This window comes from Pseudomonas sp. GV071 (assembly GCF_003050835.1).
In the GTDB taxonomy this organism is placed as follows: domain Bacteria; phylum Pseudomonadota; class Gammaproteobacteria; order Pseudomonadales; family Pseudomonadaceae; genus Aquipseudomonas.
In genome coordinates, this window is the sequence record NZ_QAOJ01000004.1 from 244,289 (window position 1) to 270,641 (window position 26,353).

General features: G+C 61.0%; 20 protein-coding genes and 1 pseudogene. 10 read left to right on the top strand and 11 right to left on the bottom strand.

The window, feature by feature from the left end:
* Positions 1-417, top strand: a complete 417-nt coding sequence (locus C8K61_RS09885) for a GNAT family N-acetyltransferase (RefSeq protein ID WP_108096073.1) — start codon at positions 1-3, stop codon at positions 415-417.
* 62 nt (positions 418-479) lie between these two features.
* Here C8K61_RS09885 and C8K61_RS09890 read toward each other — a convergent pair whose 3' ends face one another.
* The 4 genes from C8K61_RS09890 to C8K61_RS09905 form a co-directional block, all read right to left on the bottom strand.
* Positions 480-1,244 carry an amino acid ABC transporter ATP-binding protein gene (locus C8K61_RS09890; protein ID WP_108096074.1) on the bottom strand — a complete coding sequence of 255 codons (765 nt, stop codon included), beginning with the start codon at positions 1,242-1,244 and terminating at the stop codon, positions 480-482.
* 11 nt (positions 1,245-1,255) lie between these two features.
* Positions 1,256-2,353: an amino acid ABC transporter permease gene (locus tag C8K61_RS09895; protein ID WP_108096075.1), complete on the bottom strand. Its 1,098-nt coding sequence runs from the start codon at positions 2,351-2,353 to the stop codon at positions 1,256-1,258.
* Between the two features lie 10 nt (positions 2,354-2,363).
* Positions 2,364-3,542, bottom strand: coding sequence for an amino acid ABC transporter permease (locus C8K61_RS09900; protein ID WP_108096076.1), 1,179 nt, complete (start codon positions 3,540-3,542; stop codon positions 2,364-2,366).
* A 111-nt stretch (positions 3,543-3,653) separates the two neighbouring features.
* Complete coding sequence (locus C8K61_RS09905; RefSeq protein WP_108096077.1) at positions 3,654-4,682, bottom strand: amino acid ABC transporter substrate-binding protein; 1,029 nt, start codon at positions 4,680-4,682, stop codon at positions 3,654-3,656.
* Positions 4,683-5,247: 565 nt separating this feature from the next.
* Between C8K61_RS09905 and C8K61_RS09910 the strand changes: the two genes are divergently transcribed.
* The 3 genes from C8K61_RS09910 (at position 5,248) to C8K61_RS09920 (ending at position 9,097) form a co-directional block, all read left to right on the top strand.
* The gene (locus tag C8K61_RS09910; protein ID WP_108096078.1) at positions 5,248-5,904 is read left to right on the top strand and encodes an alpha/beta hydrolase; all 657 of its coding nucleotides are present in this window, start codon (positions 5,248-5,250) and stop codon (positions 5,902-5,904) included.
* Between the two features lie 27 nt (positions 5,905-5,931).
* Positions 5,932-7,845 carry an acyl-CoA synthetase gene (locus C8K61_RS09915; protein ID WP_108096079.1) on the top strand — a complete coding sequence of 638 codons (1,914 nt, stop codon included), beginning with the start codon at positions 5,932-5,934 and terminating at the stop codon, positions 7,843-7,845.
* 313 nt (positions 7,846-8,158) lie between these two features.
* A complete protein-coding gene (locus C8K61_RS09920; RefSeq protein WP_108096080.1) occupies positions 8,159-9,097 on the top strand; it encodes a GGDEF domain-containing protein in 939 nt (312 codons plus the stop codon).
* Positions 9,098-9,171: 74 nt separating this feature from the next.
* On the opposite strand, the gene C8K61_RS09925 is transcribed toward C8K61_RS09920, so the two are convergent.
* Complete coding sequence (locus C8K61_RS09925) at positions 9,172-9,756, bottom strand: YajG family lipoprotein (RefSeq protein WP_108096081.1); 585 nt, start codon at positions 9,754-9,756, stop codon at positions 9,172-9,174.
* A 521-nt stretch (positions 9,757-10,277) separates the two neighbouring features.
* Between C8K61_RS09925 and mqo the strand changes: the two genes are divergently transcribed.
* Positions 10,278-11,792, top strand: a complete 1,515-nt coding sequence (gene mqo, locus C8K61_RS09930) for a malate dehydrogenase (quinone) (RefSeq protein ID WP_108096082.1) — start codon at positions 10,278-10,280, stop codon at positions 11,790-11,792.
* Positions 11,793-12,000: 208 nt separating this feature from the next.
* Here the strand turns inward: mqo and C8K61_RS09935 are convergent, their stop codons facing one another.
* Positions 12,001-13,110 (bottom strand): NADH:flavin oxidoreductase, encoded by a 1,110-nt coding sequence (locus tag C8K61_RS09935; protein ID WP_108096083.1) that lies wholly within the window; start codon positions 13,108-13,110, stop codon positions 12,001-12,003.
* Positions 13,111-13,164: 54 nt separating this feature from the next.
* A complete protein-coding gene (locus C8K61_RS09940) occupies positions 13,165-13,773 on the bottom strand; it encodes a TetR/AcrR family transcriptional regulator (protein ID WP_256589400.1) in 609 nt (202 codons plus the stop codon).
* Between the two features lie 203 nt (positions 13,774-13,976).
* Between C8K61_RS09940 and C8K61_RS09945 the strand changes: the two genes are divergently transcribed.
* On the top strand, positions 13,977-14,255 hold the full coding sequence (locus tag C8K61_RS09945; protein ID WP_108096085.1) for a hypothetical protein: 279 nt from the start codon (positions 13,977-13,979) through the stop codon (positions 14,253-14,255).
* A gap of 198 nt (positions 14,256-14,453) precedes the next feature.
* Here C8K61_RS09945 and C8K61_RS09950 read toward each other — a convergent pair whose 3' ends face one another.
* Both C8K61_RS09950 and C8K61_RS09955 read right to left on the bottom strand, forming a co-directional pair.
* Positions 14,454-14,936, bottom strand: a complete 483-nt coding sequence (locus C8K61_RS09950) for a glutathione peroxidase (RefSeq protein ID WP_108096086.1) — start codon at positions 14,934-14,936, stop codon at positions 14,454-14,456.
* A gap of 93 nt (positions 14,937-15,029) precedes the next feature.
* Positions 15,030-15,515 carry a peptidylprolyl isomerase gene (locus tag C8K61_RS09955; RefSeq protein ID WP_108096087.1) on the bottom strand — a complete coding sequence of 162 codons (486 nt, stop codon included), beginning with the start codon at positions 15,513-15,515 and terminating at the stop codon, positions 15,030-15,032.
* Between C8K61_RS09955 and C8K61_RS27200 the strand changes: the two are divergent.
* The 4 genes and pseudogenes from C8K61_RS27200 (at position 15,484) to C8K61_RS09975 (ending at position 20,289) form a co-directional block, all read left to right on the top strand.
* Positions 15,484-15,836, top strand: a pseudogene (locus C8K61_RS27200) (DUF3565 domain-containing protein). The gene C8K61_RS09955 and the pseudogene C8K61_RS27200 sit on opposite strands and share 32 nt — an antisense overlap.
* Entirely contained in the window at positions 15,836-17,020 is a 1,185-nt protein-coding gene (locus C8K61_RS09965) for an acetate kinase (RefSeq protein ID WP_108096089.1), read from the top strand. Before C8K61_RS27200 ends, C8K61_RS09965 begins: the two are co-directional and overlap by 1 nt.
* Positions 17,021-17,108: 88 nt before the next feature.
* Positions 17,109-19,187 (top strand): phosphate acetyltransferase, encoded by a 2,079-nt coding sequence (gene pta, locus C8K61_RS09970; RefSeq protein WP_108096090.1) that lies wholly within the window; start codon positions 17,109-17,111, stop codon positions 19,185-19,187.
* Positions 19,188-19,380: 193 nt separating this feature from the next.
* Positions 19,381-20,289, top strand: a complete 909-nt coding sequence (locus C8K61_RS09975) for an acyltransferase (protein ID WP_108096091.1) — start codon at positions 19,381-19,383, stop codon at positions 20,287-20,289.
* 142 nt (positions 20,290-20,431) lie between these two features.
* Here the strand turns inward: C8K61_RS09975 and C8K61_RS09980 are convergent, their stop codons facing one another.
* Positions 20,432-22,564, bottom strand: a complete 2,133-nt coding sequence (locus C8K61_RS09980; protein WP_108096092.1) for a bifunctional diguanylate cyclase/phosphodiesterase — start codon at positions 22,562-22,564, stop codon at positions 20,432-20,434.
* Positions 22,545-26,309, bottom strand: coding sequence for a PAS domain S-box protein (locus C8K61_RS09985; protein ID WP_108096093.1), 3,765 nt, complete (start codon positions 26,307-26,309; stop codon positions 22,545-22,547). The genes C8K61_RS09980 and C8K61_RS09985 overlap by 20 nt, the downstream gene beginning before the upstream one ends.
* Between the last annotated feature and the right edge of the window lie 44 nt (positions 26,310-26,353).

The window sequence follows — 26,353 nt, forward strand, 5'->3', positions numbered from 1 at the left end:
TTGCGTATCAGCACCGATAAAAGCGAACTGAATGTGCCACTGATTCATCAGTTTCTCAGCGAGCAGTCGTATTGGGCCAAAGGCATTCCACGCGCCACGGTGGACAAATCCATTGCTCACTCGCTGTGCTTTGGCGGCTACCTCGACGGCCAGCAGATCGCCTTCGCCCGCGTGGTCTCCGACTACGCCACCTTCGCCAACCTGGTGGACGTATTCGTCCTGCCCAGTGAACGCGGCAAGGGCTACAGCAAAGCACTGATGGCCGCCGTCTTCGACCATCCGGAACTGCAAGGCCTGCGCCGCTTCATGCTGGCCACCTCGGATGCCCACAGCCTGTACGCCCAATTCGGTTTTACCGCTCCGGCCAACCCGCAGGTATTCATGGAACGCCACGTGCCTGGTATCTACATCCACTAACAGCAGCGTCAGCCCCAATAAAAAAGGAGCCTTTCGGCTCCTTTTTTCTGACTCATCACCTACTAGTGCAGGATCTGGCTCAGGAACAGCTTGGTGCGGTCGCTTTGCGGGTTGTCGAAGAAGTCGTTTGGCGGTGCCTGTTCAACGATTTCGCCTTTGTCCATAAAGATCACGCGGTTGGCCACGGTGCGGGCAAAGCCCATTTCGTGGGTTACGCAGAGCATGGTCATGCCGTCTTCGGCCAGGCCGATCATGGTGTCGAGCACCTCTTTCACCATCTCGGGGTCGAGGGCGGAAGTGGGTTCGTCGAACAGCATGATTTTCGGTTTCATGCACAGGGCACGGGCAATCGCCACACGCTGTTGCTGACCACCGGAGAGCTGGCCCGGGTACTTGTGCGCTTGCTCTGGAATGCGCACGCGCTCCAGGTAATGCATGGCAATTTCTTCAGCCTTGCGCTTGGGCATCTTGCGGACCCACATCGGTGCCAGGGTGCAGTTCTGCAGAATGGTCAGATGGGGGAACAGGTTGAAGTGCTGGAACACCATGCCGACTTCGCGGCGGATCGCTTCGATCTGCTTGAGGTCGTTGGTCAGTTCCACGCCATCGACGACGATGCGGCCCTGCTGGTGTTCTTCCAGGCGGTTGAGGCAGCGGATGGTGGTCGACTTGCCCGAGCCCGAGGGCCCGCACAAAACGATCCGCTCACCCTGCTTCACGTTCAGGTTGATGTCTTTGAGTACGTGAAACTGGCCGTACCATTTGTTCACGCCCTGCATTTGGATAATGCCTTCAGGGCTCACAGGCTGTTTGATCGCTTCGCTCATTTAATCGACTCCTAACGCTTGTGGCCTGTGTCCAGCTTGCGCTCCAGGTGCATGGAGTAGCGGGACATACCAAAACAGAAAATCCAGAAGACCAGGGCTGCAAACACGTAGCCCTCGGTGGCCATGCCCAACCAGGTTGGGTCGGCAGCGGCTTGTTTGACGCTGTTGAGCAGGTCGAACAGGCCGATGATGATCACCAGGCTGGTGTCTTTGAACAGGGCAATGAAGGTGTTGACGATGCCGGGAATCACCATCTTCAGGGCTTGCGGCAGGATCACCAGGCCCATGCTGCGCCAGTAACCCAGGCCCATCGCGGCAGCTGCCTCGTATTGGCCCTTGGGAATGGCTTGCAGACCACCACGTACCACCTCGGCCACGTAGGCCGATTGGAACAGGATCACGCCGATCAGCGCCCGCAGCAGTTTGTCGAAGCTCATGCCCTCAGGCAGGAACAGCGGCAGCATCACCGAGGACATAAACAGCACGGTGATCAACGGCACGCCGCGCCAGAATTCAATGAAGGTCACGCTGACCACTCGAATCGCCGGCAGGTTCGAACGCCGTCCCAACGCCAGCAGAATGCCCAGCGGCAACGCACCGGCAATACCGACGGTGGCGATCACCAGGGTCAGCATCAGGCCGCCCCATTTGCTGGTGGCAACGTTTTCCAGACCGAAGTAACCGCCGTGCAGCAGCCAGAAGGCAACCAGCGGGTAGATGATCAGAAAGCCGATGCCGTAAGCGGCCTTGCGCGGGAACTTGTTGATGAACAAAGGCGCCACGCCAATGATCGCCAGCCACACGGTGGCATCTACGCGCCAACGGAATTCGCTGGGGTAGAAGCCGTACATGAACTGCCCGAAGCGCTGTTGGATAAACACCCAGCAAGCGCCTTCCTTGGTGCAGTCGGCGCGGGTGGTGCCGACCCAGTTGGCGTCAAACAGGGTCCAGTTCAGCAGCGGCGGCACGATCAGCCAGATCAGGTAGATGGCAAACAGTGTCAGCAGCGTGTTGAGCCAGTTGGAGAACAGATTGGCCCGCATCCACGCCACCACGCCGACGCTTTTGCGCGGCGGTGGCATGTCGGGTTTGAAAGTATGAGTCGTCATGCGCCTTTCCTCACCGCTCGATCAACGCAATGCGCTTGTTGTACCAGTTCATCAACAGCGAAATGCTGATGCTGATGGCCAGGTACACGCTCATGGTGATGGCAATTACTTCGATGGCCTGACCGGTCTGGTTGAGCACCGTGCCGGCAAACAGCGAAACCATGTCCGGGTAACCGATACCGGCCGCCAGAGAGGAGTTTTTCGCCAGGTTCAGGTATTGGCTGGTCAACGGCGGAATGATCACGCGCAGGGCTTGCGGGATGATCACTTTACGCAGCGTCGGGCCGTTGCGCAGACCCAGGGAGTGAGCCGCTTCAGTCTGGCCATGGCTGACCGACTTGATGCCCGACCGCACGATCTCCGCAATAAACGCAGCGGTGTACGCCGTCAGGGCGATGGTCAGTGCCAACAGCTCGGGGATCATTACCCAGCCGCCAACGAAGTTGAAGCCTTTCAGCGTCGGCGCCACCCAGTGCACCGGAGCCCCGAACACCAACACGCTCAGCGCAGGAATCACCAGCATGATCGCCAGGCCCACCCAGAACTTGTGGAACGGCACGCCCGTGGCTTCGAAGCGCTTGTTGGCCCAACGCACCATCAGCGTGGTCGCCACAATCGCCAGCAGCACGGCCACGGCAAAGGCGCCGGAGCCTTCCGCCATGGTGCCTTCGGGCATGTACAGACCGCGGTTACTGAGGAAAAAACTGTCGGCGATATTCAGGCTGTTGCGCGGCCCTGGCAGCGGCAGCAACACCGCGAAGTACCAGAACAGAATCTGCAGCAGCGGCGGGATATTGCGGAAAGTCTCGATATAAACAGTTGCCAGCTTGCTGACCATCCAGTTGGACGACAGCCGCGCCACACCGAGAATGAACCCGAGGATGGTGGCAAACACGATACCGATGGCCGACACCAGCAGGGTGTTCAGCAGACCGATGACGAACACCCGTGCGTAGGTGTCGGACTCGGTGTAACTGATCAGGTGCTGAGCGATACCGAAACCGGCGCTGTTTTCCAGAAAGCCGAAACCCGAGGTGATGCCCCGGTGTTGCAGGTTGGTCTGTGTGTTATCGAACAGAAACCAGCCCATGGAGATCACCGCCACAATGGTGATGATCTGAAATAGCCAGGCACGGATACGCGGGTCGCTTAGCGAAAAGCCCCGCGATGAGCCGATTTGATTTTGCATGGAGTGAGTGCCCCAGGAACGTTGAAACGGAAAAGCCCAGTGACCGGATACCGATCACTGGGCAGGCCACCTAGCCGAGCGCAGACGTTTTCACTCGGCCTGGAAGACCGATCAGCGTACTGGTGGAGCGTACTGCAGGCCGCCTTTGTTCCAGAGTGCGTTCAGGCCGCGCTCGATTTTCAGCTCGCTGCCGGCACCGACGTTGCGGTCGAACACTTCGCCGTAGTTACCCACTTGCTTGATGATCTGCACGGCCCAGTCTTTCGGCAGTTTCAGGTCTTTGCCGTATTCGCCGTCAGCACCCAGCAGACGCAGAACGTCTGGGTTCTTGCTGCCTTTGGCTTCAGCTTCAACGTTCTTCGAAGTCACACCGGCTTCTTCAGCGTTGAGCATGGCGAACAGAGTCCACTTGACGATGCTGAACCACTCTTCGTCGCCTTTACGTACGACTGGGCCCAGTGGCTCCTTGGAGATCACTTCCGGCAGAACCACGTAGTCGCCCGGCTGAGCCAGCTTGATACGCTGAGCGTAGAGCTGCGACTGGTCGGAGGTCAGCACGTCGCAACGGCTGGCTTCCAGCGACTTGGCGCTTTCGTCGGAGGTATCGAAGGTGATCGGGGTGTATTTCAGACCGTTCGAACGGAAGTAGTCGGACACGTTCAGTTCGGTAGTGGTACCGGCCTGGATGCAGATGGTCGCGCCGTCGAGTTCCTTGGCGCTGGAAACGCCGAGCTTCTTGTTAACCAGGAAGCCGATACCGTCGTAGTAGGTTACGCCGGTGAACACCAGGCCCATGCCCGCGTCGCGGGAGCTGGTCCAGGTGGTGTTACGCGAGAGCATGTCGACTTCGCCGGACTGGATCGCGGTGAAGCGCTCTTTAGCGGTCAACGGGCTGTATTTTACTTTCGAGGCATCGCCCAACACGGCGGCAGCAACACCGCGGCAGATATCAACGTCGATACCCTGGTAGTTGCCCTTGGCATCTGGAACCGAGAAGCCCGGCAGACCGTCACTTACACCGCACTGAACAAAGCCTTGTTTCTTGACTTTATCCAGAGTCGCGCCCGCTTGAGCGAAGCCGCTGGCGCCAAGAATGGTCGCTGCGGTCAGGATAGCCAGGGTGGATTTCACCATCTTCATTAAAACCTCCAGTTGCTGTTGTTGTGTGTGGAGTCTTGGCCCCACCGCCGTACCCTTTTGAGGCACGCTCAACCACCATGGGGCGGTTAATACGGGGTGCAGACCTGGGAGCGAGTCTAGTTGGCGATGCCCCCACCGGCCAAAACTCACCCCCCGTTCATTTTGTTGCATGGGTTTGCGCAAAATAAACGGGTTGGGGATTTTCCCGTTCGCTTAGTCATTTTCGTGATGACCCGCGGCGAATCTGTTGGGAATTTCCCGTGGCTTCTTTTTTTATAGCGTGTTTCCTGCGTAACTCGATTGCCTGCTTTCTTTGCCGCTCTAGTTGCAGCCGCTCTACTTTGCATGAGTCGGACCACATAAACGGTGGAGTGTTACCCATAATGGGGCACGCAATCGGTTAATTCAGTTATAGCAAACCCCGTACCACACGCCCCTGAAAAGGGCGATTTAGGCAGGTCAAGAGCAAAACTTGTAACCTTGCGACAAGTTCTTAACGGATACACCAAACCCTCATTCAGCCAGCGCCCCATCGCGGAGCGCGCGCACCGAACTGGAGCCCAGCATGCACGAAAATCTGATACTTGAGCCCACACTTAATGCCGACGCCTGCGTCATCTGGCTGCACGGCCTCGGCGCTGATCGCTTCGATTTCCTGCCCGTTGCCGAAGCCCTGCAACAGGCGCTGACCAGCACCCGTTTTGTTCTGCCCCAAGCGCCCACCCAGCCGGTGACCATCAATGGCGGCTACGCCATGCCCAGTTGGTACGACATTCTGGCCATGAGCCCGGCCCGGGCCATCAACCATGACCAGCTGGAAGCCTCGGCGCAGCAGGTGATCACCCTGATTGAAGAGCAGCGCGACAGCGGTATCGACCCGGCGCGGATCTTCCTCGCCGGTTTTTCCCAAGGGGGCGCGGTGGTCTACCACGCCGCCTTCCTGCGCTGGGAGGGGCCGCTCGGCGGCGTACTCGCGTTGTCCACCTACTCACCAACATTGACCCCTGACGTGGTGCTGGCAGATACAAAAAAACAACTGCCGGTTTACTGTTTGCATGGCACACATGACGACATCGTGCAGCGCACCATGGGCCGCGCTGCGCATGACTGCCTCGAAGCACAAGGCGTGCCGGTGAAATGGCAGGAATATCCGATGAGCCATGAAGTGTTGCCCCAGGAGATCCGTGACATCGGCACCTGGCTGGCAGCACGACTGGGCTGAACACCACCCCGCAGAAAAGGTCAGCAGATGAACCCAGCCGTAGCTCCCGTACCCGCTATCGCCTCGTTGCGCGACACCCTGGCGATTGAACAAGTGGCCTTGCAAGACCGCGACATGCCCGCCAGCACTTACCAACTGCTGCAGCGCAGTGCGGCGCGCACCCCCAACGCCACGGCGCTGACCTTTGTGCTCCACGGCAACCCTGAAGAACAGCCCCAACGCCTGAGCTACGGCGAGCTGTTCGCCAAGGTCACCCAGACTGCCAACGCCCTGCACCGCCTTGGTGTGCGGTCAGGCAAGGCGGTGTCGTTCCTGCTGCCCAACCTGCCCCACACCCATTTCACCTTGTGGGGCGGCGAAGCGGCCGGGGTGGTCAATGCGATCAACCCGCTGCTCGACAGCGAGCACATTGCCGAGCTGATTCGCGCCTCCGACTCGGAAGTACTGGTGACCCTGGCGCCCTTCCCCGGCACCGACCTGTGGGACAAGGTCGCCGACCTGCGTGAGCACCTGCCAGAGCTCAAGCACATCATTACCGTGGACATGGCCAACTACCTGCCCGAACCACAACGCAGTGGCGTCAAAGCGCAGCGTGGCGGGCTGCCGGCCGGCGTGCTGGACTTCGACGAGCTGATTGCCGCCTGCCCCGCCGACCACCTGGAAAGCGGCCGGGTCATCAGCCCGGACGACATTGCCTCGTACTTCCACACCGGCGGCACCACCGGCACGCCGAAACTGGCGCCACACACCCACCGCAACGAAGTGGCGATGGCGATGATTCTGGCCTACGCCATCGACCTGCACGCCAGCGACGTCACCCTCTGCGGCCTGCCGCTGTTTCACGTCAACGGCGTGATGGTCACCGGCCTGGCGCCGTTTTACGTCGGCGCCGAAGTGCTGCTGGCCACCCCGCAGGGCTACCGCAGCCCGAGCCTGATCCAGAACTTCTGGAAGATCATCGAGCGTTACCGAGTGAGTTTTTTCAGCGGCGTGCCGACCATTTATGCCGGTTTGCTGCAGGTGCCGAGCGCTGGCCATGACCTCTCCAGCCTGCGTTATGCACTGTGTGGCGCAGCACCGATGCCGGTGGAGCTGATCCGCCAGTTCGAAAGCAAAACCGGGCTGAAGATCATCGAGGGTTACGGCCTTACCGAAGGCACCTGCGGCAGTTGCGGCAACCCACCGGCGGGTGCCAGTCGCCCAGGCTCCATTGGCATTCGCATGCCCTATTGCGAAGTGAAAATCGCCGTGCTCGACGAACACGGCAACTACCTGCGCGACGCCGCCGAAAATGAAATCGGCAATCTGGTGCTGCGTGGCATTACGGTGTTCAACGGCTACCTGCAGGCCGACAAGAACAAAGGCATTTGGGTGGATGGCGACTGGTTCAACACCGGCGACCTGGGGCGCATCGATGCCGACGGTTTCATCTGGCTGACCGGCCGCAGCAAGGACCTGATCATTCGTGGCGGCCATAACATCGACCCGCAGATGATCGAAGAAGCCCTGCACAAGCACCCGGCCGTGGCCATGGCCGCGGCTGTCGGCAAACCTTGCGTGAAAGCCGGCGAGTTGCCGGTGGTGTATGTGCAATTGGTGCCAGGTGCCACCGTCAGCACCGAGGAACTGCTCAGCCATGCCGCCGCGCACATTCCAGAGCGCGCGGCAGTGCCCAAGGATGTGTGGATCATCGAGGCCATTCCGCTCACTGCTGTGGGTAAAACCTTCAAACCGAGCCTGCGCTACGACGCCATCCGTCGGGTTTTCGAGGCCGACCTACGGCATATCGACCCAGAGGTGCGTGTTGAGGTCAGCGCCCACGACAGCTTCGGCCAATTGGCACGCCTGTACTTCCCCGAGCTAGACGCGGCGCGCCATGCAGCCATTGAGGCGTGCCTGGCCGGATATGCCGTGCGCTATGAGGTAGTGATCGGCGCCTGAGACTACCGAAATAAACAGGGAACGGAAAAACCGGTAGCACACTCAGAATTGTTGCCGGGCTGTGAACCGCTGAGCAGCAGATTGCTGCCTTGCCAGCTATGGTTCACCTGGGTCTTTTCCCTAGCAACCTCAAGCGGCGAAATGCCATCAGGTAGTGCGGCGAACATGATGATCGCCCGCCTCCACCGCAGCATTTCGCTCGAGCTTGCAACGGGTCAGATCCTGTTCAGCTAAATCGGATTTTCGCACTTACGAAAGGATGCGTCGCGATGCCATTCCCTTTTGCTTATTCACACGGAACGCTTCAATTGCGATGAAAGACGCGCAGTGGCAGGCCGACCTGCATTCCATTCATGACATGCGTCTGTTCCAGAATGTCGCCGCCCATAATCTGGGGCGCCTGCTGGAGCAATTTCACGCCTTTGAACTGGACGCCGAGGAAGTGCTCCTCTCCCCGTTCGACCGTAACCAGCACCTGTATGTGTTGCTGGAGGGCGAACTGAAGGTGTTTCTCGCCTCCCTGGACAACCCGGCGGTGAAAACGCTGCAAGCGGGCGAGTGCGTGGGCGAAATCAGCTTCATCGACAACGACCACCCTTCAGCCTACGTGGTGGCGGCTACCCGCTGCCTGGTACTGCGCTTGCACCGTGAGTCGCTGTTCAGCCTGTTCGCGCAATCGCCGGAGCTGATGCAGAACCTTCTGGAGCTGCTGTGCGAACGGGTGCGCCAGGGCAACCAGATCATCATCGACAGTGAGCAGAACGCCAACGTCGATACCCTGACCGGCGCCTTCAACCGGCGCTGGCTGGAACACATCTTCGAACGGGAAAACACCCGCTGCGCCTTCAACGGCCAGCCGATGTGCCTGCTGATGCTGGATGTCGACCACTTCAAGGCCTACAACGACAACCACGGCCACCTGGCCGGCGATTACGCCCTGTGCCTGGTGGCGCATACCCTGCGCAACCAGTTGCGCCCGAAAGACAGCCTGACCCGCTATGGCGGCGAAGAGTTCGTCATTCTGCTGCCGGAAATGAACGCCGACGAAGGCCGCGCAATCGGCGAACGCCTGCGCGCGGCGCTGGAGCAGGTGAGCTCGTTTTATTCGCCGGTAGGTGTGTTGCCGGGGGTGACGATGTCGATTGGCCTGGCGGAGATTCGGCCGAACGATACGTTGCAAACGTTGATTGCCCGGGCCGACAGTGCGCTGTATCAGGCCAAGCAGCAGGGGCGTAATTGCCTGTGCGGTTAACCACGATCCCGTAGGTTTTCGCAGACACAAAAAAGCCCGGCTAGTTGCCGGGCTTTTTTGTGTCTGCGAAAACCTTACTGCGACAGGATCTGGCCAATGGTTGGATCTTTGAAGGTGCGCGTCAGGGCATCGCTCAACACGTCACTGACCAGCTTGGTGTTGGTGTCCTGGTTTGGCGCCATGCCGAACTTCTGGTCCAGGGTTGCACCGTAACGGCCGCTGTAACGGCGAGTAGCGTTCTGCACGTCGGCGCGGAAGGTAGCGCCAATGCTGGCTTCTGTTACATACAGGCCTTCCTTGGGCGACTGGTACTTCAGCTCGGCCAGGGTGATGGTGATTTGCGGAGCGTTCAGCGCACCCGGCGACGGAGTGAAGCCGAGCAGACGAACCGCAGCTTCAGCCTGCTGCTGGATCTTCGGCAGAATGTCGGCGCCGGCAACGCTGATGGCGCTGGTCTCCGGGTACAGGCCGCCGCGGGTGCCGAGTACCGGCGATGGACGACCATCCACTACACGCACCACCACAGGCTGGCCTTGGCCGACCGGGGTCAGGTTGCTGGTAAGTTTTGGAGTCGGGCTGAGTTGTTGCGGGCTGTGGGCACAGCCAACCAGCGTCAGACTGGTTACAGCGATCAGACCAAACAACAGACGGTGCAGCATGCTCATCTCTCCACAGGGATTAGAACGCCCGATTGGGCCGCTTGAAGTGGCCGCAGTATACCCAGCGCGAACCCGGCCTGACAGCGCTGAAATGTCAGACACAGCAGGCCTGGCGAGGTTCCGACGATAGTGGCGTTTTAGCATGTCAGACGGTTGAAATACCGGTCGGCATCGGTGCGAAGTCAGGGGTTGGCGTTGGCGGGCTGACCGGTGGGTGAAGAAAAGTCACGCTAAAAAACCAACTTTTGTCATTTCGCCGTTATAATCGCGCCCCGATTATAAGGACGTCTCCTGCTCGGGCCTCGCAGCTACCCTGATGAACTCAGCATCAGCCCGCACCGCCCCAGAGAGTCGCCCACTTCGCGTGACCTTCCGGCACCACTGCCCTTGCTTGCACACCTGCTACTTACGGGGGGTAAAAGCGCGCAGAACGTACCCTTGGCACCCGAACTTTTGAGGTTCACGTTTCCAAAAGAGCGTGAAAAAACGGTTTCACAACTTCACAAGAGTGTGGCGAGCAAATGGCGCAAAACGATTACGAGGCTGTCGATGTGCTGCTGGTAGGTGCCGGCATCATGAGCGCGACATTGGCCGTGCTGTTGAAAGAGCTCGACCCCAGCATCAAGCTGGAAGTCGCTGAAATGCAGGCGTCCGGGGCCATTGAAAGCTCCAACCCCTGGAACAACGCCGGTACCGGTCACGCCGGTCTGTGCGAACTCAACTACACCCCCGAAGCCGCTGACGGCTCGGTGGACATCAAGAAAGCCGTGCAGATCAACACCCAGTTCGAGGTGTCGAAGCAGTTCTGGGCGCACTTGATGCAGCAAGGCAATTTCGGTTCGCCGAAAGCCTTCATCAACCCGATTCCGCACCTGAGCTTCGTGCAGGGCGAAAAGGGCATCAGCTTCCTCAAGACCCGTCACGCCGCCATGGTCAAACACCATGCCTTCGATGACATGCTCTACAGCGAAGACAAGGCCACCATGGCCGAGTGGATGCCGCTGATGATGCCGGGCCGCGCCGCCGATGAAGCCATCGCCGCCACCCGTGTGGAGTCCGGTACCGACGTCAACTTCGGCGCCCTGACCAATCAACTGCTGAAATTCCTCGCCGAGCAAAGCGACTGCCGCGTGACCTACAACCAGAAGGTTGTCGGCCTCAAGCGCACCGACAAAGGCTGGCGTGTCACCATCAAGGACACCCAGTCCGGTGCCAGCCGCGAAGTCGACACCAAGTTCGTCTTCCTCGGCGCCGGCGGCGCGGCCCTGCCGCTGCTGCAGATGTCCGGTATTCCGGAAGGCAAAGGTTTCGGTGGTTTCCCGGTGAGCGGCCAGTGGCTGCGTTGCGATGACCCGGAAATCGTCAAACAGCACGAAGCCAAGGTGTACAGCCAGGCCGCAGTGGGTTCGCCACCGATGTCGGTGCCGCACCTGGACACCCGTGTGGTCGACGGCAAGAAATCCTTGCTGTTCGGGCCCTACGCCGGCTTCAGCACCAAGTTCCTCAAGCACGGCTCGTTCCTCGACCTGCCGCTGTCGGTTCGCCCGAGCAACCTCGGCCCGATGCTGGCCGTGGCGCGCGACAACTTCGACCTGACCAAGTACCTGATCAGCGAAGTGTTGCAGTCCAGCGAACAACGCATGGAGTCGCTCAAGCGTTTCTTCCCGAACGCCAAAGCCGCCGACTGGCGCCTGGAGATTGCTGGCCAGCGCGTGCAGATCATCAAGAAAGACCCGAAAAAAGGCGGCATCCTGCAGTTCGGTACCGAACTGGTTGCGGCCCAGGACGGCACCATCGCCGCCTTGCTGGGCGCCTCCCCAGGTGCTTCGGTGACCGTGTCGATCATGCTGGAACTGATCGAGCGCTGCTTCCCTGAACAGGTCAACGCGGCCTGGGCCGAGAAGCTCAAGGCGATCTTCCCGGCACGCGAGAAGGTGTTGGAAAGCGATGCCACGCTGTATCGCGAAGTCAACGCTCGCAGCAACGAGCTGCTGGGTTTGACGCCGCGCAAGGTAGAAACAGCTGCAACCGTGTGATGGCAAATAACTGAAAAAAACGGCGCCTGGTGCGCCGTTTTTTTTATGCCTATACAAACGCATCGCGGCTAAAGCCGCTCCTACCAGATCGCACATTTCGTAGGAGCGGCTTTAGCCGCGATGTTTTTATGCGGACAAAAAAAAGCCCCACCGAAGTGAGGCCTGAAAGTGCTGCGCCAACGAGGGCGCAGCAAAGGGAAAGCGTGTCTTAAACCAGGGTGGTCAGCGCATCACGGCTGAAGGCGAGAATCTCGTCTTCACGGCCATCACGCACTTTCACTGCCCAGTCCGGGTCAACCAGCAGTGCACGGCCCACGGCCACCAGGTCGAACTCCTGCTTGTTCAAACGCTCCAGCAAGGCATCGAGTTTTTCTGGCTGCGCGACTTTGTCGGTCTTGACCATGAACTGCATGAACTCGCCATCCAGGCCGACGCTGCCGACGGTGATGGTCGGTTTGCCGGTGAGCTTGCGGGTCCAGCCGGCCAGGTTGAGGTCGGAACCGTCGAATTCCGGCTCCCAGAAACGGCGGGTGGAACAGTGGAAAATGTCCACGCCGGCATCGGCCAGCGGCTGCAGGAATTCACCCAGGGCTTCTGGCGTGGTGACCAGGCGCGCGGTGTAGTCCTGCTGCTTCCATTGCGAGAAACGGAAGATGATCGGGAAGGTCGGGCTGGTGGCCGCGCGTACGGCCTTGATCAGCTCAATGGCAAAACGCGAACGGTTGGCCAGGCTGCCACCGTATTCGTCGTCGCGCTGGTTGGAGCCTTCCCAGAAGAACTGGTCGATCAGGTAACCGTGGGCACCGTGGATTTCCACGCCGTCCATGCCGATGGCCTGGGCGTCTTTGGCGGCCTGGGCAAAGGCGGCGATGACCTCGTCGATGTCTTGCTTGGTCATGCCATGCACAACTTCAACACCGTCCTTGGTTTTGCCGCTTGGGCCGAAGCCTGGAACGCTGGCGTCCGGCTCGGTGCCGATACGACGTACGCTGCCGACGTGCCAGAGCTGCGGAACGATCTTGCCGCCTTCGGCGTGTACCGCATCAACCACCTGTTTCCAGCCGGCCAGGGCGTCTTCACCGAAGAAGCGCGGCACGTGCGGGTAACCGTTGGACGCTTTGTGGCCGACAGTGGTGCCCTCGGTGACGATCAGGCCCACGCCTGCCGCTGCACGGCGACGGTAGTACTCGATCACGCCCGCATTCGGCACGCCGCCCGGGGAGAACGAACGGGTCATTGGCGCCATCACCACACGGGTCGGCAGTTCCAGTTCGCCGAGGCGGAAGGGTTCGAACAGGGCTTTCACAAGAGCGGTCATGCAATTCTCCTAACAGGCATCAGATGTGGGCAGCCAAGGCTGGCCAGTCGGTGATCAAGGGCTGGGCGTCAGCAGACGCTCCAGTTGGTGCAGAAACACGCTCAGTGGCGCGGCGTTGGCGCCGGCCTTCATGCGCATCAGGGTGCCTTCCCAGGCATTGGCGATAAATTCCGCCAACTCCACACAATCAGTTGCAGCGTTCAGCTCACCGGCTTCGCGGGCCTCGGTGAGGCACTGGGCGAGGATGTCCACCGAGCGCTGCAGAATGCTTTCCACCTGCAAACCAATCGGCTGCGACGGTTCGGCCATTTCAAAACTGAGGCTGCCGATAAAGCAGTGGTATTGCGGGCGCTCCTGACGGCGGAAGTGGTTCAACAGCTCGCCGTAGAACGTCAGGATGCGTTGGCACGGGCTCAGGCTCCGATCACCCAGGGCCTGCGCATAACGCTGCAAGCGCGGCGCATAGAGGAACTCCAGCGCGTGCACGGCGAAGTCTTCTTTGCTGGCGAAGTAGTGATAGAACGAGCCTTTGGGGATACCGGCGGCCTGCACGATCTCTTGCACGCCAGTGCCGTGGTAGCCGCGACGCAGCATCACTTCCGAGCCTTTGGTGAGGATCAGGTCGCGCTTGTCGAGACGGATGTTGGGGTTAGCGTTGGTCATGGCGGCGATCATATGACCGGTCGTCTCGCTTCGCCCAGCATCATTGATGGCAGTGATAAAGCACTACAAAGGGATCGGTTTATCGCGATATCGCGATGGCCCGGTTTCATCAATAGCAGCTATCAAACGGGTCGATTTCAACCGAAGCGGAGCGAGGAATAGTCTGGCCTCACTCTCACTCACCGGGCCGATAGGAGGCTCCAATGAACCGCTTCGCAACTATCGCCCTGCTACTGATTGCCACCGTTCTGACTGGCTGTGCTGGCCAAGGCCACTCGATGTTGGAACTCAAACCCTACACCGCCCTGGAGCTACGCCAGAAAGCGTTGGAAGACTTGAGCCGTCAGGGCTTGTCGTTCGACGAATACCAGCTCAAACGCGCCCAATTGCAGGGCCAGCCAGTGCGTGATTTCGACTTCGATGGGCAGGATGAACTGAACGCGGGCCGTAGCAACGGCAACCGCGAAGCGCATCAGGGTTAACGAGGCTTTTAGGCTTCTTCCGGGCTACTGGGCTAGAGCCAAGACCAACGACCTGCGGGAGTAACAGCCGCAGGCTGGCCCGAAGGGTGAGCGCCAGCGAATCAGGCGCCCCGGAGCTTTTAAGCGCAGCGTACTGTAGTACGTGAGCATTAAAAGCGAGGACGCAACGCAGCATAGCCGACGCCCAGGAGTTCGTAACTAGGCCAGGGCTTTTTCGATAGCTTGGATGATTGCCGGATCATCCGGCGTCGTGCGCGGCGAAAACCGCGCCAACACCCGACCATCCTGCCCCACCAAGAACTTCTCGAAATTCCAGGTGATATCGCCGGGAAACTCCGCGCCCTCGCCCGCCAGCAGGCGGTACAAGGAGTGGCGGCCGGGGCCGTTCACTTCCAGCTTGCTGCTCAGCGGAAAACTCACGCCGTAGTTGAGGCTGCAGAATTCCTTGATCTCCTCTTCGCTGCCAGGCTCCTGGCCGGCGAATTGGTTGCACGGCAAGCCGAGCACGCTGAAGCCTTGATCTTTGTATTGCTGGTACAGACTTTCCAAACCCGCGTACTGGGGCGTCAGCCCGCATTTCGAGGCGACATTGACCACCAGTACAACCTTGCCCTTGAGGGGCGCAAGCGGCAATTCCTGGCCATCCAAGGCGCGTAAATTGATGTCGTGAAAAGCACTCATGACGAACTCCCAATCAGTCATTACGAACAAAAAAGGCGCCCTGTTGAGCGCCTTTTTGATAATCCAGTTAGCCGCTAAAGCAGCTTAGCTGAATCAATGGTGGTGACCACCTTCGCCATGGATATGACCATGGGCGATTTCTTCTTCGCTGGCCGCACGTACAGCAACAACTTTGATCTGGAAGTTCAGACGCTGACCCGCCAGCGGGTGGTTGCCGTCGACAGTAACGTCGTCGCCGTCCAGATCGCGGATGGTGACGATCTGCATGCTGCCGTCCGGAGCGGAAGCGTGGAACTGCATGCCCACTTCCAGCTCATCAACGCCTTCGAACATGCTGCGGCTCAGGGTGCTGACCAGTTCAGCGCTGTATTCGCCGTAGGCTTCTTCAGGTTCAACAGCCACGTTCAGTTCGTCGCCAGCCTGCTTGCCAACCAGGGCTTTTTCCAGACCGACGATAATGTTGCCTGCGCCTTGCAGGTAAACCAGCGGGGCGCCGCCGGCAGAGCTGTCGATCACCTCACCAGCATCGTTGGTCAGGGTATAGTCGATGGAGACAGCCGTATTGGCAGCGATCAGCATGGGGCGGGACCTTTGCGTAAGAGTGGAGAACGGGCAAGTTTAACCAAGGGTTCGACCGAAAGCGACCCGAGCGCAGACGGACGGACGCAGCGCCCCGTGCATATTTCAGGCTTTCGCCAGGACGAAGAAGGCCACTGGGTGGCGGTACTGTCCTGCGGGCATACTCAACACCTGCGCCACCAACCGCCCTGGCAGAACCGCGACTGGGTGCAAGACCCCGTGCAACGGCAAGCAAAAATCGGCCAACCCTTTACCTGTGGTTGGTGCGCCCAGGGGCAGGAGCCCCCGGTTGAAGATGATCAGCAAGACGAGGAGCAGTGATGCAAGCACGGCATATTCTGGTGATCAATTGCGGCAGTTCGTCGATCAAATTCGCCCTGATCCACGAGGCCCACTCACAGACCTTTCTCAGCGGTGAAGCGCAGAACCTCGGCACCTACGACGCCGAGCTGCATTGGCGCCGTGGCCCCGAACACGACAGCCTGATGATTCCCAACGCCGACCACCGCGCCGCCCTGTCGCAGTTGCTGCCCATTGTGCAAAGCGCCTGCGGCGGCAAGTTGCACGGCATCGGACACCGCGTGGTGCATGGCGGCGAACACTTCAGCGCGGCGCGGCGCATCGACCCCCAGGTGCTGGCGGAAATCAGCGCCACCGCCCACCTGGCGCCGCTGCACAATCCGGCCAACCTGCTGGGCATCGAGACCACCCTCAAACAGTTTCCCAACCTGCCGCAAGTGGCAGTGTTCGACACCGCCTTCCACCACAGCCTGCCCGAGTACGCCTTTCGCTACGCCGTACCGGAATACCTGTACCGCGAGCACGGCATTCGCCGCTACGGCTTTCACGGCACCAGCCACCGCTACGTCAGCGCCCGCGCGGCGGAGATGAGCAACCTGTCGGTCGACGACAGCTGCTGGTTGTCGGCGCACCTGGGCAACGGCTGCTCCACCTGTGCCGTGGTCAACGGTGAAAGCCGCGACACCAGCATGGGCCTGACCCCGCTGGAAGGCGTGGTGATGGGCACCCGCAGCGGCGACGTCGACCCCAACCTGCACAGCCACCTGGCCGTGGCCCTGGGCTGGGACATCGACAAGATCGACTACATGCTCAACCACGACGCCGGGCTGCTCGGTTTATCCGGCCTGTCCAACGACATGCGCACCCTCGAACAAGCGCACCACGACGGCCACGAAGGCGCCACCCTGGCCATCGAAGTGTTCTGCTACCGCCTGGCCAAATCCCTGGCGGCCATGAGCTGCGCGTTGCCGCGTCTGGACGGGCTGATTTTTACCGGCGGCATCGGCGAAAATTCGCCGCTGATTCGCGCCAAGACCGTTGCCCATTTGCGCCTGCTCAACCTGCAACTGGATGACGAAGCCAACCAGCGCTATATCCGCGGGCTTTCCGGTACGATCCACGCCTACGGCCACCCACGGGTGCTGGTGATACCGACTAATGAAGAGCGGCAGATCGCCCTCGATACCTTGCAGCTACTGCACTAACAGCGCCGCAACTGACAATAAACAGAACCTGCCTTACCCGGCGGGTCTCTTATAAAAAGCGTGGACCACGCGCTGCTCAGGAACCTGAATGCAAACTTTCTTCCTTGCCCCCAGCGGTTTTGGCGTCGGCCTTACCTCCATCAGCCTTGGCATGGTCGGCGCGCTTGAGCGCGTTGGCCTGCGGGTCGGTTTTTTCAAACCGGTGGCGCAACCGCAACCGGGTGATCACGGCCCGGAGCGTTCCAGTGAACTGATCGCCCGCACCCATGGCCTGAACTCCCCTGCCCCGGTCAGCCTCGGCCATGTCGAACGCATGCTTGGCGAAGGCCAGCTCAATGACCTGCTGGAAGAATTTATCGGCCTGTACCAGGAGGCGGCGCGCGACAAGGATGTGGTGATAGTCGAGGGCATGGTGCCCACCGCGCACACCAGCTATGCCGCGCGAATCAATCTGCACCTGGCGAAAAGCCTGGATGCCGAGGTGATTCTGGTCACCGCGCCAGACGATGAAAGCGTCAGCGAGCTGTCCGACCGCCTGGAAATTCAGGTGCAGATGTTTGGCGGCGCGCAAGACAGCTCGGTGCTCGGGGTGATCCTCAACAAGGTGCGCGACGAGCAGATCGCTGCCAGCCTGCACGACCATTCGCCGCTGCTGCGGCGTAACGACTTCCGCCTGCTCGGCTGCATTCCCTGGCTCGACCAGTTGAACGCGCCGCGCACCCGCGACATCGCCGACCTGCTCGGTGCCCGGGTGATCAATGCCGGCGACTACGAGCAGCGGCGCATGCAGCGCATCGTGCTGTGCGCCCGGGCCGTAGCCAACACCGTGCAACTGCTCAAGCCCGGCGTGCTAGTGGTGACCCCGGGGGATCGCGACGACATCATTCTCGCCGCCTGCTTGGCCGCCACCAACGGCATGCCCCTGGCCGGCTTGCTGCTGTGCAGCGATTTCCCGCCCGACCCACGGATCATGGAGCTGTGCCGTGGTGCCTTGCAAAGCGGCCTGCCGGTGCTGTCGGTGACCACCAGTTCCTACGACACGGCAAACAACCTCAATCGCCTGAACAAAGAGATTCCCATCGACGACCGCGAGCGTGCCGAGCGGGTTACCGACTTCGTCGCCAGCCACATCGACCATGAGTTCCTCAGCCAGCGTTGCGGCGAACCGCATGAGCAGCGCATGTCGCCGCCGGCCTTCCGTTTCCAACTGGTGCAGCGCGCCCAGGCAGCCAACAAACGCATCGTCCTGCCCGAAGGTAGCGAGCCGCGCACCGTGCAAGCCGCCGCCATTTGCCAGGCGCGCGGCATTGCGCAGTGCGTGCTGCTGGCCAAGCCAGAAGAGGTGCAATTGGTGGCGCAAGCACACGGTATCGAGCTGCCGCCAGGCCTGGAAATTCTCGACCCGGACCTGATTCGCAGCCGCTACGTGGCGCCGATGGTCGAGCTGCGCAAAGGCAAAGGCCTGAACGCGCCGATGGCCACCCAGCAACTGGAAGACCCGGTGATGCTCGGCACCATGATGTTGGCCCTGGATGAGGTCGACGGCCTGGTGTCCGGCGCCATCCACACCACCGCCAACACCATTCGCCCAGCCCTGCAGCTGATCAAGACGGCGCCGGGCTACAAGCTGGTGTCGTCTGTGTTTTTCATGCTGCTGCCGGACCAGGTGGTGGTGTACGGCGACTGCGCGGTAAACCCCGACCCGACGGCCAGCGAGCTGGCAGAAATTGCCGTGCAAAGCGCCGAGTCGGCCAGCGCCTTCGGCATTGAGCCGCGGGTGGCGATGATCAGCTATTCCACCGGCGAGTCCGGCACTGGCGTGGATGTGGATAAAGTCCGCGAAGCCACACGCCTGGCGAAACAGGCGCGGCCCGACCTGTTGCTCGACGGCCCGCTGCAATACGACGCCGCCGCCATCGACAGCGTGGCCTTGCAGAAGGCGCCGAACAGCGCGGTGGCCGGGCATGCGACGGTGTTCGTATTCCCCGACCTGAACACCGGCAATACCACCTACAAAGCCGTGCAGCGCAGCGCCAACTGCGTGAGCGTGGGTCCAATGCTGCAGGGCCTGCGCAAACCGGTGAACGACCTGTCGCGTGGCGCGCTGGTGGACGACATCATCTACACCATCGCCCTCACCGCGATTCAGGCCGCGAACCTGCCGTAACCCCGCACTCTTTGTAGGAGCGGCTGCAGCCGCGATGCTCTCAAGATCAAAAGCATCGCGGCTAAAGCCGCTTCTACGAAAGCAGAGACTCTTGCAGTTCCCCCGGCAATGGTTAATCTCTGCGCCTAACAACCCGCCAACTTCCCCGAAAAGAGCGGCCAACAATAAATCGCCTCAGGAGGCATCTGCCCCCATGCTGTCTTTTCTGCCTGCGCCGCTACGCGGTGTGCTCGCCACTATTCTGTTGTTCGCCAATACCCTGATCTGGTGCTGGTTTCTGTTTGTCGCCGCACTGGTCAAATTGCTGTTGCCGTTCAAGCCGGTGCGACTGGTGTGCAACCTGGTGCTGAACTGGGCTGCTGAAGCCTGGATCGCGTGCAACAGCGCCTGGATGTGGCTGGTGCAAAAAACCACCTGGGACCTCAAAGGCCGCGAGCAATTCAAGTACGACGGCTGGTACCTGGTGACCAGCAACCACCAGAGCTGGGTGGACATTCTGGTGCTGCAACACACCCTCAACCGCCGCCTGCCGTTCTTCAAGTTTTTCCTCAAGCAGGAACTGATCTGGGTGCCGGTGATTGGCCTGTGCTGGTGGGCTTTGGACTTCCCGTTCATGAAGCGCTACACCAAGGCCTACCTGGAAAAGCACCCGGAAAAGAAAGGTCAGGACACCGCTGCCACCCGTCGCGCCTGTGAAAAATTCCAGGACGTCCCAGTGGCCGTATTCAACTTCCTTGAAGGCACACGCTTCACCCAGGCCAAGCACGACCAACAGCAATCGCCATTCCGCTACCTGCTCAAACCCAAGGCCGGCGGTATCGCCTTTGTGCTGGACGCCATGGGCAAGCAGCTGAAATCGATGGTCAACATCACCATCCACTACCCCGACGGCAACCCGAGTTTCTGGGCGTTTCTGTGTGGCGAAGTACCGAAGGTGGTAGTGCGTTACCACACCCTGGAAATTCCGCAGGAGTTCCTCGGCAAGGACTACCACCAGGATGAAACCTACCGCCTGGGGTTCCAGCAGTGGGTGAATACCTTGTGGGAAGAGAAGGACGCGGAGCTGGGGCGGTTACACGAAGAGTTTCCGCCTTCGAAGTAACCACGCCCGTTCAAAAACCACCGTCGTCCCAGCGCAGGCTGGGACCCAGAATTGCCGACCAATCACCGCCCTCCTGAACAATTCTGGATTCCGGCCTACGCCGGAATGACGGGGGCTTGCAGTTCTTGCGCCGCCAGCACCGTCACGGCTTTCGGTAAACATCCCAATCAATCTGCGCCGGGAAGTGCAGGGTCTCAGCCACCGGCAAGCCTTTGGCCACCAGAAAGCCCTGCATGATGTGGCAGCGGTGTTCCAGCAACCAGTCGCGCTGCTCGATGGTTTCCACGCCTTCGGCAATCACCTCCAAGCCCAGGTTCCGGCCCAGGTCGATGATGGTGCTGACCACCGCCGCGTCTTTCGGTGAGCTGAGCATGTTGGAGATAAACAGGCGGTCGATCTTCAGCGTGTCCAATTCGAAGTGACGCAAATACGCCAGCGATGAATAGCCGGTACCGAAGTCGTCGATGGCGATTTTCACTCCCAGCGCGCGCAGTTGGCTGAGTTGTTCGCGGGTGGTGTCGAGGTCTTGCATCAGCGCGCTTTCGGTAACCTCCACTTCCAGCTGGTGCGGCGGCAAGCCCAACTCCACCAGCACCCGCCGCAGGTCTTCGACCAGTTGTGGCATGCCGAACTGCACCGGGCTGACGTTGAGGCTGACCACCACCTGCTCGCCAAACGCCGGCCGCCAATCGCGGCATTGCTGCACACCGTGACGGAAGATCCAGTCGCCCAGGCGATTAATCAGGCGCGTCTCCTCCAGCAGTGGAATAAACACGTTCGGCGCGATGGTGCCCGACACCGGGTGCTCCCACCGCAGCAGCGCTTCGAAACCGCGCAGCTTGCCGGTATCCAGGTAGATCTGCGGTTGGTAAACCAACACAAAATCGTCCTGCTCGATGGCATTGCGCAGGCTCTCTTCGAGCATCAGGCGCGAGCGCGCGCGGCCGTTCATTTCCGGCGAGAAAAAGCGATATTGCTGGCGGCCGGCACGCTTGGCTTCGTACATCGCCATGTCGGCGGCGCGCATCAGGCCATCTACGCTACGCCCGCACTCGGGGTAGCTGGCAATACCGATACTGGCGCCAAGGGTCACGTCCATGCCGTCGACGCGATGGCGCACCGACACCAACTCGATCAGTTTCTCGGCGATGCGCGCGGCGTCTTCTGGGTGTTCCAATCCGTCGAGCAAGGCGGTGAACTCATCGCCGCCCATGCGCGCCAATACGTCATAGGGGCGCAGGCTGGAGCGCAGCAGTTCGCCGACCTGGCGCAGCACCTGGTCGCCCGCGGCATGACCGAGGGAGTCGTTGATGCGTTTGAAGCCGTCGAGATCGACGTACAGAATCGCCATGCGCTTGCCGCTGCGGTCCATCCGCGCCAGGTTGGCCTCCAGCGCCTGGTGAAAACCGCGGCGGTTGAGCAAACCGGTAAGGGCATCGGTGGACGCCTGGGATTCCAGCTGCGCGTACAGGTTGCGCACCACCGACATGTCCAGGGCGAGAATCACCATCGAGCGCTGTAAACGCGGCAGCGGCGAACTGGACAGCGCCACTGGCAACACCTGGCCACTCACCGCGCGCAGGCTGGCGTCGTGCAGGCGATAGGCTTCACCGCGCAGCCAATGCTTGTAGAACTCCGAGTCTTTCCAGGCCGTGGGGATGCCCGGAGTGTCGAGATAATCCAGCAGCGGCGTGCCTTCCAAACCCGCCACCGTGCCATTGAGCATGCGTGCCATGGCCGGGTTGACGAAGTTGATCGTGCCCTCCTCGTTCACCACCACAATGCCCTCGGCGGCGTTCTCCAGCACCGAGGCGTTGAACGCGCGGGCGCTGTCCAATTGCTTGGACAGCAGCTGCAGTTCGTGGCGATTACGCTCATGCTCCAGCAGCACATTGATCTTGTGCCGCAGCACTTGCGGGTCGAAGGGTTTGAGAATGAAGTCCACCGCGCCCGTGGCGTAACCACGCAACACCGAGTCTTCGGTATGGGCAATGGCCGACAGGAAAATGATCGGCGTGTAGCGGGTGCTGGGGTTGCCGCGCATCAGGCGCGCCACCTCGAAGCCGTCCATGTGCGGCATCTGCACATCCAGCAGCACCAGGCCGACATTGTTGTCGAGCAGGCACTGCAAGGCGGCCTCGCCGGAGTTCACCGTGCGGACCTCCCAGGGGCTGTCCCCAAGCAGGGCTTCCATGGCCACGAGGTTTTCCTCGCGGTCATCTACCACCAGCAGAATTTGCTCGCTGGACTGCGGTTTAAGCTGCGCTAGAGCCATTTCGTCCCTCCGATTTCGCCAACCAGCGTTGCAACAGAACCATCAGGTCCTGGCGCGCCACCGGTTTGGCCAGGTAGTCATCCGTGCCCGCGGCCAAACATTTTTCGCGGTCGCCCTTCATCGCATGGGCCGTCAAGGCAATGATCGGCACCGTGCAGCCTTTCTCCTGCTTGAGCAGACGAGTGGCGGTGTAGCCGTCCATATTGGGCATCGCCATGTCCATCAGGATCAGGTCAAACGTTTGTTCCGCAAATGCCGCCAGGGCTTCGAAGCCGTCTCTGGCGGTACTGACCTCGAGGCCAATCTCATCCAGCACGGCACTCATTGCATAGATGTTGCGCACGTCGTCGTCCACCAACAGCACCCGCTGGCCTTGCAACGGGTTGGTCTCGACCTCCACGGCCTCGGGCTGCGGTTCGCGCACGCTGGAAAGAAAACCTTGTACGGCCAGGCTCAGTGCTTGCAGGTCCTGGCCATTCTTCTGCACCACCACCGCCGAATAGCGACGCAGGCGTTGCAGGCTCTGCTGGGTGACATCCACGCCGGTGTTCACGACCACCCGCGTATTGCTCAGAGGACGCTGGCGCGACATGAGTTCAATCAAATCGAAACCATCCTGATCGGGTAGATCAAGGTCCACCACCAAGGCCGCGAACTCGTCATTCTGGTAAGCGGAACGGGCCTGTTCGGCAGTGGCCACGGCGGTGACGACAAAGCCCAACTGGCTCAGGTGTTCGCGGTAGTACTCACGCTCGGGGTCGATGTCTTCCACCAGCAGCAAGCGGTTGTGCTCCTCGTGCTCGTGGCGGGCCAGGTCGGTGAACACCTGCTCGAGGTCGGCGCGGGCAATCGGTTTGACCAGGTAGCGGGTGCCGCTGTCGTGCCAGTCATCCGGCTGCGGCACGCACGAGATGATGTGCACCGGCATGCCGTTGTGTTGCGGCTGGCCGCGCAGGCTGCGGTAGATCTGCCAGCCGCTGATGTCGGGCAGCAGAATGTCGAGAATCACCGCGGCAAACTGCTCGCGCTGCAACAGCTCAATGGCCTGGTTGCCGCTGCGGCAATGCACGCAGGCGAAACCGTGGGCTTGGGCTTCTTCGGCAATCAGGCCGGCGAAATTGGGGTCGTCTTCGACCACCAGCAACACCGGCCCCTGCCCGGTGCGGGTCGGCGCAGCGGCCGCCGGTTGGTGGCTTAGCTGGGCGCTCTGTACCACCGTCACCGGCAGTTGCACGGTGAAACTCGAGCCCTGCCCCGGCGCGCTGTCGAGGCGCACCGTGCCCTCTAGCACCTCGACCAACTGGCGGGTGATGGCCAGCCCCAGGCCGGTGCCGCCAAAGGCGCGACTGGTCGAGCCGTCGATTTGCTGAAAGGCCTGGAACACCCGCTGATGCTGCTCGGCGGCGATGCCGATACCGGTGTCGCGGACCACGATCTTGAGCATCACCCGGCCGTCTTCCTGCACCACCGGGGCACAGCTGACAGACAGCTCGACCTCGCCGCGCTCGGTGAACTTCAGCGCGTTGGATAGCAGGTTGCGCAGAATCTGTTGCAAGCGCCCACGGTCGCTGAAAATCACCCGTGGCACCTGCGGGTCCAAGGTGCTGATCAGGCGCAGGCCCTTGAGCTCGGCCATCGGTCGCAGACTGGCGTCCAACTCCTGCATCAGGTCGTGGACGTTCATCTGCTCCAGCTTCAACTGCACACGCCCGGCTTCGATGCGCGCCAGGTCGAGCACATCGTTGATCAGTTGCAGCAGGTCGCGGCCGGCGCGGTGGATGATGTCCGAGTGTTTGACCTGTTTGTCGTTGAGGTTGCCGACGCTGTTCTGCTTCAGCTGCTCACTCAGAATCAGGATGCTGTTAAGCGGGGTGCGCAGCTCGTGGGACATGTTGGCGAGAAATTCCGACTTGTAGCGGTTGGCCAGCGCCAGTTGCTCGGCCTGTTCCCGCAGGCGGGTTTCGGCGGCCTTGCGCTCGCTGATATCGATGATCACCGCCTGCACCAGCACGTCCTCGCCACTGCGCAGCGGCGACAGGCCGACCTCCAGGGGAATCAGCCGGCCGTCCTGATGGCGGCCGAACAGCTCGCGGTTGTTGCCCATCTGCCGCGGCTCGGGCGAGCGCAGAAAGCTTTTGCGCAGCCCCACGTGAAGCTCCTGCAAAGAGTCGGGCAGAAGTTTTTCCACCGCCTGGCCCAGCAGTTCGCTGCGCGGGTAGCCGAACAGCTGCTCGGTCTGGCGGTTGGCCATGGCGATATGGCCTTTGCTGTCGACCAGCACAATGGCATTCGGCGAGGCTTCCACCACCAAACGAAAACGCTCCTCGGCGGCCTTGCGCGCACTGATGTCGATGATCACTGCCTGTACCAGCACATCGGTGCCACTGCGCAGTGGCGACAGGCCGACCTCCACCGGAATCGAATGACCGTCCTTGTGCTGGCCGAACAGCTCGCGGTTGCCGCCCATTTGCCGCGGTTCGGGCGCCTTCTGGAACTCCTTGCGCATGCCGACGTGGGCGTGGCGCAAGGATTCAGGCAGAAGTTTTTCCACCGCAGCGCCCACCAACTCGTCGCGCGGGTAACCAAACATCAGCTCGGCCTGGCGGTTGACCATGGCGATATGGCCGCTGCTGTCGACCAGCACAATGGCATTCGGCGAGGCTTCCACCACCAGGCGGAAACGCTCTTCGCGCTCACGCAGGCCGGCACTCAGCACTTCGCTATTGGCCAGGGCGCGTTCGCGCAGCAACAGGTATCCGCCAACCATCAAACCGAGTAACGCCGAGGCCAGCAGGCCGACCCACAGGTTGAACTGCAGGCGTGGGTTTTCCAGGCGCCGCTCGTATTGCTGGGTGCTGCTCACCGTCAGCTGCCATTCGCGGCCAAACACATTGAGGTTACGGGTCAGCTGAAACGCCGAGGTGCCGCGGTAACCACCGTTGAGCAAGGAACCGCCATCGTCGGAGTTATCCACCAGCTCGACTTGGTACAACTCACTGCGCCCCCCCAGAATGCCGTTGAGCAAATCCTGCATGCGAAAGGAGCCGGACACCGCGCCGAGAAAGCCCTGTTCGCGCTCCCGCTCGCTGGTGACCGGGGCGGTGTTGGCATACACCGGCATATACAGCACGGCGCCAACCTGGGCGTCCTGATCGGTTTCCGATTTGAGTTTCAGCGGCGCCGAGAGCACCGCCTCGCCGCCGTTGCGAGCCTGGTACACCGCCTTGCGCCGCAGCGCCTCGGACAGCACGTCGAAGCCCAGGCCACGGCGATTGCGCCAGTCCAGGGGGCTGGTGTAGTCGACGATCAGGTATTCCTCGCGCTCGCCCGCGGGAAAAATACGGAAGTCCTTACGTCCCTCGCGCTGCTCAGCGGCGACGAAGGCAGCCAACTGCGGGCCGCGCAGATAGCGTACCCAGGACACGGCCTGGATGCCGGGATAGCGGTCTTGCAGCTGCAACTGGTCGGTGGCGCGCATCCATTCTTCGGCGCTGACCTGATCGCTGCCTGCCAGCAACCCGGCCATGCCACGCAGGACCATTTCATAGGCGCGCATGCGCTCGGTGATGCTCTGCTGCACATCATCCACGGCGATGCTGAAGCGTTGCTCCTGTTCACGCCGGTTGTTGGCTTCGAGCTCCTGCCATTGCCACATCACCAGCGCGCCCAGCCCCGCCATCAAACCCAATGCCACCAGATAAGGCAGCCAGGGCCGGCGAGAGTGAAACCCGGGGTTATCGTCCATGTAAGCTCCTGATCCTCCGCCAGCGCCCCTACCCCCTAGGTAAT